This is a genomic window from Mycobacterium sp. E2733 (assembly GCF_001667585.1).
Taxonomy (GTDB): Bacteria; Actinomycetota; Actinomycetes; order Mycobacteriales; family Mycobacteriaceae; genus Mycobacterium.
In genome coordinates, this window is sequence record NZ_LZJZ01000048.1 from 42,012 (window position 1) to 52,425 (window position 10,414).

Annotated in this window: 9 protein-coding genes and 1 pseudogene; 6 read left to right on the forward strand and 4 right to left on the reverse strand. The window is 65.1% G+C overall.

All coding sequences use genetic code 11. The features are described 5' to 3' along the window. Positions 1-2: 2 nt before the first annotated feature. From A5678_RS09915 to A5678_RS09925, 3 genes are read left to right on the forward strand one after another with little or no spacing between them, the layout of a single operon-like run. Positions 3-2,087 carry a CoA transferase gene (locus A5678_RS09915; RefSeq protein ID WP_231983625.1) on the forward strand — a complete coding sequence of 695 codons (2,085 nt, stop codon included), beginning with the start codon at positions 3-5 and terminating at the stop codon, positions 2,085-2,087. Beyond that, positions 2,077-2,319, forward strand: a complete 243-nt coding sequence (locus tag A5678_RS09920) for a hypothetical protein (protein ID WP_068041423.1) — start codon at positions 2,077-2,079, stop codon at positions 2,317-2,319. Before A5678_RS09915 ends, A5678_RS09920 begins: the two co-directional genes overlap by 11 nt. Further along, entirely contained in the window at positions 2,316-3,434 is a 1,119-nt protein-coding gene (locus A5678_RS09925) for a thiolase family protein (protein ID WP_068041427.1), read from the forward strand. Before A5678_RS09920 ends, A5678_RS09925 begins: the two co-directional genes overlap by 4 nt. A 9-nt stretch (positions 3,435-3,443) precedes the next feature. Here the strand turns inward: A5678_RS09925 and A5678_RS09930 are convergent, their stop codons facing one another. Next, positions 3,444-3,998: a TetR/AcrR family transcriptional regulator gene (locus tag A5678_RS09930; RefSeq protein ID WP_068041430.1), complete on the reverse strand. Its 555-nt coding sequence runs from the start codon at positions 3,996-3,998 to the stop codon at positions 3,444-3,446. A 186-nt stretch (positions 3,999-4,184) separates the two neighbouring features. On the opposite strand from A5678_RS09930, the gene A5678_RS09935 reads away from it, so the two are divergent. Continuing rightward, on the forward strand, positions 4,185-5,399 hold the full coding sequence (locus A5678_RS09935; protein WP_068041433.1) for a cytochrome P450: 1,215 nt from the start codon (positions 4,185-4,187) through the stop codon (positions 5,397-5,399). Between the two features lie 5 nt (positions 5,400-5,404). Here the strand turns inward: A5678_RS09935 and A5678_RS09940 are convergent, their stop codons facing one another. Beyond that, positions 5,405-6,625, reverse strand: a complete 1,221-nt coding sequence (locus A5678_RS09940) for a CaiB/BaiF CoA-transferase family protein (protein WP_068041437.1) — start codon at positions 6,623-6,625, stop codon at positions 5,405-5,407. An 11-nt stretch (positions 6,626-6,636) separates the two neighbouring features. Continuing rightward, positions 6,637-7,842 carry a cytochrome P450 gene (locus tag A5678_RS09945; RefSeq protein WP_068041440.1) on the reverse strand — a complete coding sequence of 402 codons (1,206 nt, stop codon included), beginning with the start codon at positions 7,840-7,842 and terminating at the stop codon, positions 6,637-6,639. Positions 7,843-7,951: 109 nt separating this feature from the next. Between A5678_RS09945 and A5678_RS09950 the strand changes: the two genes are divergently transcribed. Then, on the forward strand, positions 7,952-9,187 hold the full coding sequence (locus A5678_RS09950; protein ID WP_068041444.1) for a CaiB/BaiF CoA-transferase family protein: 1,236 nt from the start codon (positions 7,952-7,954) through the stop codon (positions 9,185-9,187). Further along, the gene (locus A5678_RS09955) at positions 9,184-10,245 is read left to right on the forward strand and encodes a CoA transferase (protein ID WP_082945476.1); all 1,062 of its coding nucleotides are present in this window, start codon (positions 9,184-9,186) and stop codon (positions 10,243-10,245) included. Before A5678_RS09950 ends, A5678_RS09955 begins: the two co-directional genes overlap by 4 nt. Here the strand turns inward: A5678_RS09955 and A5678_RS27025 are convergent. Further along, positions 10,242-10,397 (reverse strand): annotated as a pseudogene (locus tag A5678_RS27025) (carnitine dehydratase); the annotation flags it as partial. The gene A5678_RS09955 and the pseudogene A5678_RS27025 sit on opposite strands and share 4 nt — an antisense overlap. Between the last annotated feature and the right edge of the window lie 17 nt (positions 10,398-10,414).

Here is a 10,414-nt window from a genome sequence, read left to right on the forward strand (position 1 = left end):
GTGTGAACAACCGCGAACACATCCGCTTTTTGAGCGGAATCAGCGTGCTTCAGCTCGGCGACAGCATTGCCGGTTCGGCGGCCGCAGCGGTGCTGGCCAGCCTCGGGGCCGACGTCACCAAGGTGTCCACCGACGAGGTGACCGGACGGACAGGACCGGCGATCACCACCGCGGCGGGACGCGTTGCGGCCGTGGACATTACTCTCGATCGCGACAAACGCGTCGTCCCGGCGCACACCGACCTCACAGCGCCGATCACCGAACACGACATCGTGATTGTCGACTACGGCGTCGTCGTCGCCGCACCGGAGGCCGAAAACGCCGTCGTGGTGTGTGTCAGCCCGTTCGGTCTGGACGGCCCCCGGTCGTCGCAGCCGGGCGGGGAGCTGGTCGCCCAGGCCGCCGGTGGGATGCTGGCCACCATTCAGGGCTCCGACGGTGTTCCGGTCCCCGCCCCGGGATATGTGGCACTGAAGGCGGCCGGAGCGGTGACCGCGTTATCGGCGTTGCATGGCTTGGATCGGCGGAACACCACCAATGCTTCGGTCTACGTTGATGTTTCGGTGCAGGAGGCAGTGGCGTTCACTGCGGCCCTCCCAGAATGCGCCCACGTGTTGTACTCGTGCCCCGGAAAGGCGGGCAGTGGCCGCTACCTCGCGCCGTCGGGCCTCTTCGCATGCCGCGACGGGCTGGTCCGCATCACCGCCGTGGAAAATCACCAGTGGAGCGGGCTGCTTGCGGCCCTGGGCCACCCGGGATGGGCGGTTGGTCTCGACGAAAGGTCTGCCCGCATCGAACAGGCCGACCTGATCAATCAGCACGTCGCGGAGTGGGCGGCCGCACACGACAAAGAAGCATGTTCAGCACTCTTGCAGGCCAACGGTGTTCCGTCGACCCCGGTTAATACACCCGAGGAAATCCTGACCTCACCGCAGTTCGCATTCCGTGGGGCGTTGTCGTCAACGTGGCTTGACGGCGTCGAAGTTGCCGTCCTGGATGCCCCCTGGCTGGCAACCACCGGCGGTCTGTCCGACCGCAGCCGAACGGGCCGGCTGGCCGACTTGCGGATCGTCGAACTGACCCACGTGCTGGCCGGACCGATCATCGGGGCGCTCCTCGGCGGGATGGGGGCACGGGTGGTACGCCTGGAAGACCCCGACCGCCTCGACATCTACCGGCGCACCGGCCCGTTCGCCGAAGGTAAGCCCGGCGTGGAGCGCGGGGCCTACTTCACTGTGGCCAACCACTCCAAGCAGAGCATGCTGATTGAGCCCGCCCGGGCCGTTGTGGACGTCGCTGCCGCGCTCGCTGACGCCGATGTCGTCATCGAAAATGTCGGCAAGTCACGACTGGCCCGTCTGGGCGTGGATCTCACGTCGCTCGCCTGCGCGGGAAGGCTTGCGGTCAGCGTGTCCGGATTCGGGTCCAGTGGCCCCATGGCGGGATATCGGGTGTACGCCAACAATGTTCAGTCGTACGGCGGGTTGGCCGGGCTGACCGTCGGCGCAGACGGTTCGCCGGCGCGACTCGGCACGGTCATCGCGGATCCGTTGTCGTCGGTGGTGGCCGCCACAGTCATTGCGGCCTGGGCTATCGGGCCCGCCCGTGACACCGGCGCGGTGATCGATCTGTCCATGGCCGAGGTTGTCGCCGCAACGGTGGCTGAATTCGTCGCCGCGGCCTCGATCGACGCGCGACTCGTCACCGGCAGTGACGCACATCGCGGGGTCTACCTAGCTGCCGACAAACGGTGGGTGGCAGTCGAATTCGCCGAAAGCGGCGACAGCCTGATCGACGAACTGTCCGCAATGATCGCCGCGGTCCCAGCCGACGACGCAGCCGAGCGGTTGCGCGCGATGGGCGTGTCTGCCGCGCCGGTGCAGGCAGCCGAGGAACTGGTGGCCGACCCACATCTGGCTGCGCGCGGATTCTTTCCGGAGATCGCCCACCCCGACCCCGACATCGGCACCGCCCGGCTGGTCGGGTTGCCATGGCGGTTCACCGACGAAGGCCCCATACCGCTGGCGCCGCCCCCGGCTCTGGGCAGCGCAATCGTCAGTCAGGAAAGGAAGACCAGTGTTCGCTGACAAGTCCACCGACGTCACCGCGACCGTGTGGGCGTCGACCTTCGTCCCGTCGAAGTCACCGATCCCCGAGTACGGCCAGGAAGGCTATAGCGTCGCCTGGGTGGACACCACGGAAGGGCGACTGCAGCTCCTGGTATCCGGGACGCAGCCCGCGGCCGGCACCGTCGGCAGGATCGTCGAAAAGAAGCTTGGTGAAACGAAAACCAAGATGTTCGAAGCGGATCCGACATGACCGGCGTCCATGTCGCCGGTATCGGAATAACACCGTTCGGCAGGCACGGCGAGACCGCGCTGGCCGACCTCGGAGCCGTGGCGGCCGAGCAGGCGCTCGCCGACGCCGCCCTTGGCTACGACGCCGTGGGTGAGGTCTTCGCATCGTCGTCGATGGCGCCGCCGCAAACGGCGCTGAAGGTCGCGTATCGGCTGGGGCGCACTGGGGTTCCCGTGACCGCCATTGAAAGCGCCTCCGCGGGCGGCATGGTGGCGTTGCGGCACGCGGTTTGGGCGGTCGCCTCCGGCCGCTGTTGCACGGCGATGGCGATCGGCTACGAGAAAACCACCGTGTTGGAACCCGGCGGAGTGGTGCCCGCAGCGGTCGATTTCTGGGACCGCTTCCCGCCGCAGGTGCACTACGCCATCGAGGCAAATCGCTGGCTCCACGACGCGCAATGCGGGCCCGAAACGATCGGCGCTGTCGCCGCCAAGTCGTACAACCAGGCACGGCTCAATCCCTTGGCGGCGCGGCGCAACGAGGACGAGGTGACCGTCGAGCAGGTGATGTCGGCCCGGATGGTCGCCGAGCCGCTAACCAAAATGATGTGTCACGCCTCGGTCGATGGTGGTGCGGCGATCGTGGTGACCGCCGACCAGCCTCCGAGGTCCGTGGCGATCAACGCCATCGAGCAGACGAGCTGGCCCCAGGACCCAACCTGGCCGCTGACCGGTCCGTGTGTCGGCCCGCCCTCGCAGATCAGGCTCACCGCGCAGCGAGCTTTCGATGCCGCGCAGATCGCCCCGAACGATGTTGGCGTCGTTTCGCTCCACGACATGTGCGCCAGCGAGGAGATCACCGCGCTGATAGCGCTCGGGCTCGCAGACGCCAGGGAAGTAGCCGAGCTGGCACAGACGGGCGAGCTCGGGTTCGCCGGCCGACTTCCGACCAACACCGACGGGGGATGTCTGGCTCGCGGCCACGCGTTCGGCGCAACGGGTTTGGCCCAGGCGGGCGAAGTGGTCAGTCAGCTTCGGGGAGAAGCGGATTCGCGGCAGGTTCTCGATCCGCGGGTCGGGCTGGTGCAGGCGATGGGCGGCGGCGGCTCCTGCGTTGTCGCTGTGTTTGGTCGATGATCTGGGGTTTCAAGTGCGATTGAGATAGGACGGGCCAAGGAAGCCTTCCACAATGGCGCGTTCGGTCGCAGGGTCCTTCAGCGGCCAGCACCACAGCGCAAGAAACACGCGGATGAGCCACTGCGCCGCCAACGGATCGGGGTTGTCTTCACCGAGCATTTCCGAGGCAAAGGCGGTAATGACCGGCGAGGTGGTGAGCCATTCACTGCCCGGTACCAAATGCGGTGGCTGCATGAGCTGAACCAACGGATCTGAACGCATGCATTGCAAAGCAAGGATCGTGGCGGTCACCACCCGGTCCGGCCCGGTGAGGTCTTTGATGGCGTCGCGCACCGTATCGACGATGCGCGTCGCCTGGATGGCGACGACGGCGTTGCGGATGGCCGCTTTACCGCCGGCATGCCGGTAAATCGTCGCCGGTGAGCAGTGGACGCTCTCGGCCAACGCCTCGATGGTGAACGCGTCGTATCCGACATGCGAAATCAGGTCAGCGGCCGCTGCGTGGATCCGTTCCGCGGCTTCGCTGCGGCGATCCCGCCCCAGCAGCCAGTCGTTGTTCGGCATGCGTCCCTCAGCGTTGCAGTCTACCAAAAGTTTCTCTCACCGTGAGAATTCAGTGGAGAGTTTCTCATACTAACGCGCTGGTCGTGCTGCGCAATAGTTTTCGGGCGTGGGGGCGGCGCGACCGGGCCTTTATCAACTTATCCGAACCCTATTGACGCTGCCGGCGACCACACGCAGCCTGAAGTCATGGCGGTTTTGAGCGATCCGGTCGACTTTTTCGGCGTCGAGGCTTTGCAGGATCCCTATCCGCTTTATGACCGCATGCGCGCCGAGGCACCGGTGCACCGGATCGGTGACTCGGAGTTCTACGCCGTGTGCGGCTGGGATGCGGTGATCGAGGCCGTCAATCGCGTGGAGGACTTTTCGTCCAACCTCACCGCGACCATGGTCTACCACGAGGATGGAACGGTCACCCCGTTTCCGATGTTTGAGGCCGGAAGTCCCCACCACTCCCTGGCTACCGCCGACGATCCGGCCCACGCGATACATCGCAAAATCCTGCTGCCGCACTTGTCCGCGAAACGCGTGCGCATCATCGAAGAATTCGCCTACCAGGTCGCCGAACGCCTCTGGGACGAGAATCTGCACGATGGACGCATCGAGTGGATGAGCGCCATCGCCAACCGCCTTCCCATGATGGTGGTCGCCAAGCTGCTGGGCCTTCCCGATGCCGATGTTGACAATCTCATCCGGTTGGGCTTCGCCACCACCACGCTGCTCGATGGAGTCGTCAGCCAGGCGCAACTCGAGGCGGCCGGGGCTGCGGCGTTCGAACTGTCGGGCTACGTCATGGAACACTTCGAAAAGGCAAGCGGCTCAAGTGAATCCGGCCTGATCCCCGACATGGCCGCACGCTACGCCTGCGGCGAGGTGGACCAGACCGTTGCGATGGGCATCATGCTCACACTGTTCAGCGCTGCCGGCGAATCCACGGCTTCGTTGTTGGGCAGCGCCGCATGGATTCTCGCCGACCGCCCCGACATCCAAAAGCAGGTGAGGAATAACCCCGAATTGTTGAATGCCTTCATCGAAGAGGCGCTGCGCTACGAGGCGCCGTTTCGGGGGCATTACCGGCACGTGTGGCGCGACACGACCCTCGATGGAGTCGAGGTGCCCGCGAACGCTCATCTGCTGCTGATGTGGGGAGCGGCCAATCGCGATCCCGCACATTTCGAGACACCAAACGAATTTCGGCTGGATCGCAGCGGCGGCAAAGGCCATGTGACCTTCGGCAAGGGCGTGCACTTCTGTGTCGGAGCCGCTCTGGCGCGGTTGGAGGCCCAGGTCGTTTTTCGGACGCTTCTGGATCGTACGACGTGGATCGAGGCGACCGATGTCGGAGAGTGGTTGCCCAGCATTCTCGTTCGGCGCCTAAACCGCCTCGGGCTGGCCGCCCAATAGGCTTCTCAGCCGATTGCGCCACTGTCTTTGAGCGCGGCGATGTGGTCCCAGTCGCCACCGAGTTCAAGGATCAGCGCTTCGGTGTGTTCGGCGAACTCCGGCGACGTCCCAAGCCGCAGCGGCGTCTCATCGAACATCACCGGGCTGGCCACCAGGTCGTACGATTCGCCCTCTTGACCGACGGATACGATCCCCCCGTTGGCGCGCACTTGCGGGTCGGTCGCCACCTCGGCGGTGTTGAGGACCGGCGCCCACTGGCCGTCGAAATCCGCGAGCACCTTACGCCAGTGCTCCAGCGGCCGTGCCGCGATCGCGCCACGCAGAACCCTGGCGGCCTCGCCGGCGTTCTTAGCCAACAGCGCGTGACTGGAAAATCGCTCGTCGGTGGCGAGTTCCGGGACTCCCACCCGCGCACAGAAGTCGGCGAAGTAGCGGAACGCCTGCAGCATCGACAATCCCAGAAAACGGTCGTCGCTGGTCCGGTAGAACCCGGTGAGCGGGTTCTGCGGCGCAACGTTGGCACCCGCGGGATTGGCCACCCACGGCTCGCCGCTGACCAGGGCGGCGTTGACGGCCACGCCCATCGCCCACACTCCGACGCCGAGCAGCGAGATATCCACGGTGCGCGCCGCGCCGGTCCGCTCCCGTTCGAAGAGGGCTGCGGCGATGCCACCGGCTATGGTCATGCCACCAATCGAATCGCCGTATGCCGGACCCGGTTGGGCGACAACCCCGTTCACGTCGCTAGGCGTGGTGCTGGCCGCCCCGGCGGCACGACTCCAGAACCCGGTCATGTCGTAGCCGCCCTTGGAGCCGTCGTCACCGAGCGGACCGTAGGCGCTGCCCCGCGCATAGATGATGTTGGGATTCACCGCCCGTAGATCATCGACGTCGATCTTGAGTTTCTTGCGCGCATCGGGCAGGAAGTTCGTGAGAAAGACGTCGCTGGTGCGTGCGATATCCATCAGCAGTGCGTGCCCGTCGGGAGTCGAGATATCCAGCGCGATGGACCGCTTACCTCGGTTGGCATGTTCCATCACGGGATTACGGGCGCCGTCTATGGTGATGTTGCCAAGTTCGCGCAGGCCGCGCTGGGAGTCGCCGGTACGAGGATGCTCGATCTTCAACACATCGGCACCCCAGTCGGCGAGCACAGCCCCCGCGGCCGGAACGAACGTCCATTGCGCGACCTCGAGGACGCGCACGCCGGTCATCGGTCCGCTCATCGATGCGCCCCTCAGCGGTAGTTCAACACGACCGGCAAGTGGTCGTGGGTGTGCACCAGCGCGGATTTCCGTTGGACTCGCTGCCCGACCACGTGAATTCCCTTGGCACGTTTGGCGATTTCCTCTACCAACAAACGCGCCTCGCGTCGGGCGAGCGCGGCGCCCATGCAGAAGTGTTCGCCGACACCGAAGCCGAGGTGACCTGCGGCGTCGACGCGGGTGATGTCGAATCGCTCGGCTGTGGGCCCCCAGTGGTCTTGATCGCGATTCGCCGACGCGTAGGCGAGCAGCACACCGTCGCCTTCTTTGACGGTGACGCCACGCAGGTCCACGTCACGGGCGGCCTGACGTGCCATGCTCATCACGGGCGTCCAGTAGCGCAACACCTCCTCGACCGCGTTGGCGGCCAGGCTCGGTTCGGCGAACAACATCTCGGCCTGGTCCGGATACTGGTCGAGGCAGTCCGCGATCCCCGCGATCAGACTCTGTGTCGTTTCGCTGCCCGCCGCCAACAGCGTCAGCGCGTAGATCATCACCTGCGCATCGTTGAACGGCTCGCCGTCGATGGTCACTGTCGACAACATGGTCAGCAGGTCGTCTCGGGGGTTGTCTTTGCGCTCGGCGACCAAGCCCAGCAGGTAGGGACCGATCTGGTCGAAAATCAACGCCATGTCTTCATCGGTGGCCAGCCCGCCTCCCACATTCGCGATCGTGGTCGCCCAACCCGCCACCTTGGGCCAGTCCGCCTCCGGTACCCCGAGCAGATAGGCGAACACATACACGGGAATGGGCTCGGCGATCCGCTCGATCCAGTCGAATTCGCCATCTGGCAGATCGTCAAGGGCGTCGTTGACGACCTGGCGCACCCGAGCTTCCATCTTCGCTACCGCGGCCGGCGTGAAGCGAACGCCGATGGCCTTGCGGTGCGCGCGATGTTCCGGAGGATCCATGAACATGATGCCGCGAGACTGGTATCCCTGCGGATCTCGGCCCTCCCGGTGTGCGATCAGATCCATCATGATGCCGATACGCTCGGACTTGAACTTCTCGGGGCGGGCTGAGATTCCCTTGATGTCTTCATATTTGGTGATGACCCAGAACTTGCCCTCGTCATACCAATGCACCGGATCATTGGCGCGCAAGTACGCAAACATCGCGTTCGGGTCGTCGAGATAGAACGCCGGCTCGTCGAACCGAGCGGCTGCGATCGTCGCCATAGATATGAACAATAGAACATTTGGTGTAACTCTGCGAGCGCCCCAGATTACCGCTCGGCCGGGAGTCCAAGGGTTGGCAGAAGAACAAATTGTGTCATATTGTTGCATCATGACCGCTGGTTTGTCCCACCTTCGAGTGTGCGACCTCGGCGGTCAACTGGCTGGGGCGGGTGCGACAAAGATACTGGCGGCGTTCGGTGCCGAGGTGATCCGGGTGGAAGATCCCGTCACGCGTGGAATGTGGGATGCGCTCCGCGGCGTGGGGCCGTTCGTCGACGAGCGCCGCGGTGTCAACCTCGGTGCGGGCTTCAACAATCACAACGTGGGCAAGCTCGGCGTCACCATCAACTTGCGCACCGATGCGGGCAAGCAACTGCTGCGCGAGCTGATCGCGGTGTCCGACATCGTCTGTGAAAATTTCGCGGCGGGCGTGCTGGCCAGGATGGGTTTCGGCTACGACGAGCTGCGACGGATCAAGCCCGACATCATCTACGTCTCGAACTGCGGCTTCGGCCACACCGGCCCGTACCGCGACTTCAAAACCTGGGGCCCGATCGTGCAAGCGCTTAGCGGGTTGACCTTCACCGCCGGGCTGCCCGACCACGAACCCGCCGGTTGGGGTTATTCCTACATGGACCACATCGCCGCCTATTACATGACCGTCGCAATTCTGGCGGCCCTGCACCAGCGTGAACGCACTGGCGAGGGCCAGCACATCGATTTGGCGACGGTGCCGGCCGGTATCGCCATGCTGCCCACCGAAGTGCTCGACTGGACGGTCAACAACCGGCCCACCCGGCGGGCCGGAAGTCCGGACGGCAACCGGGCCGACTTCGGTGAAATGGCGCCGCACGGGATCTACCCGTGCCTGGGCGAGGATCGGTGGATTGCCATCGCGTGCCGCGACGAACGCGACGTCGCCCTGCTGGCCAAAGTCGTGGATGAACCGGAACTGACGGCCGACCGGTTCGCCACCCTCGAGCAGCGGGTGCGCGCCGCCGACGAACTCGACGAACTGATCGGTACCTGCACCCGGACTCGGGAGGCCTCTCTTCTGGCAAGCGAACTCAGCGCCGCGGGAGTTCCGGCCAGCGTCGTCAAATCGCCGCGGGAACGCATCGACGAAGATCCCGACTTGGCTGAGTGGGGGCTGTTCCCGACGGTGACGCACCCAGAGATCGGGGCGGTCCGGGTCGAGGGGCTTCCGCTGCGGCTATCGGCATCGCCGTGGAACATTTCGCGACCGGCGCCCTGTCTGGCACAACACAATCGCGATGTGCTGGGCGGCCTCCTCGGGCACAGCGATGAGGAATTGGACGGTCTTACGAAGCAGGGTGTGATCTGAACGCGTTAGCCGGACTTCGCGTCGTCGAGATCAGCGACCAATTCACCGCGATTGGCGGAAGGGTGCTCGCTGAACTCGGCGCCGACGTCATTGTCGTCGAACCCCCTGATGGGTCCTCGCACCGGCTGCGGCCTCCATTTGCGGGCGACCGTTCGGGGCCCGACACGAGTCTACGATGGTGGGCTGGCAACGTCGGGAAGCGTTCGGTGGCCGTCGATCTCGACGCCGCGCCGGGTGTAGCAGCGCTGCGCGGCTTGATCTCCAGCGCCGACATCGTGATCTCCGGAGCCGGCCCGGTTAACGGCGGCGCACTGAGTTACGACAACGTCAGAGCCGAGCATCCGTCGCTGATCTGGGTGGCAATCAGCCCGTTTGGACTCAGCAGCGTCCGGTCCGACCAGCCGGTCACCGACCTGACGATGCTTGCCGGCGGGGGCCCGGTATGGAACTGCGGCTACGACGACCATTCGTTGCCACCGATTCGCGGTGCCGGTGAGCAATCGGCCAACATCGCGGGTCTGTACTGCGCAATCGGAGCGCTGGTCGCGCTGGCGCATCGCGACCAGACCGGACAAGGCCAGCTCGTCGACGTCAACGTCAACGCCGCCTGCAACGTCAGCTGCGAGCAGACCACCTACCACTGGCTGGTCAACAACGAGACCTGCGTTCGCCAGACTGGCCGGCACGCGTACTTCACCCCAAGCCAGCGGACCCAGGTTCAATGCGCCGACGGCGCGTATGCCACCACCGGCGTGCTGCCCCGTAAGCCCCACGAATTCGCGAACCTACTGAACTGGCTCGCCGATCTGGGCATCACCGCCGACTTGCCCGAGGCGGTCTTCCTGGAAATGGCCGCATCCCGTGACGTTCCGGTGGATATCGCGTTGATCGGCGCCGACGACGAAACGACAGCGATGCTCACGGCGGCACGTGATGCGATCACCTTGATCGCGTCCCGGATGCCCGCCAAGGAGTACTTCCTGGAAAGCCAGCGGCGTGGATTCCCGGCCGGCGCGGTGGTCGGTGCGAGACCGAACACGTACGGTGTGCCCGGATAGGTGAATGTCTTTCCCAGCTCCGGATGGCTTACGAGAACGTGAAATCCGCGGGCGGCGATGTGCTCGTCCTCGATCGCCTCATCGGGTGACAACACCGCGCCGGCCGGGAATCCACGCCGCTGGCTTTCCAGGAAGTACTCCTTGGCGGGCATCCGGGACGCGATCAAGG

Excerpts from the sequence above, each read along its gene's own strand:
- A5678_RS09925 (WP_068041427.1), top strand. The coding sequence starts at position 2,316 with ATGACCGGCGTCCATGTCGCCGGTATCGGAATAACACCGTTCGGCAGG.
- A5678_RS09930 (WP_068041430.1), bottom strand. The coding sequence starts at position 3,998 with ATGCCGAACAACGACTGGCTGCTGGGGCGGGATCGCCGCAGCGAAGCC.
- A5678_RS09935 (WP_068041433.1), top strand. The coding sequence starts at position 4,185 with ATGGCGGTTTTGAGCGATCCGGTCGACTTTTTCGGCGTCGAGGCTTTG.
- A5678_RS09940 (WP_068041437.1), bottom strand. The coding sequence starts at position 6,625 with ATGAGCGGACCGATGACCGGCGTGCGCGTCCTCGAGGTCGCGCAATGG.
- A5678_RS09945 (WP_068041440.1), bottom strand. The coding sequence starts at position 7,842 with ATGGCGACGATCGCAGCCGCTCGGTTCGACGAGCCGGCGTTCTATCTC.
- A5678_RS09950 (WP_068041444.1), top strand. The coding sequence starts at position 7,952 with ATGACCGCTGGTTTGTCCCACCTTCGAGTGTGCGACCTCGGCGGTCAA.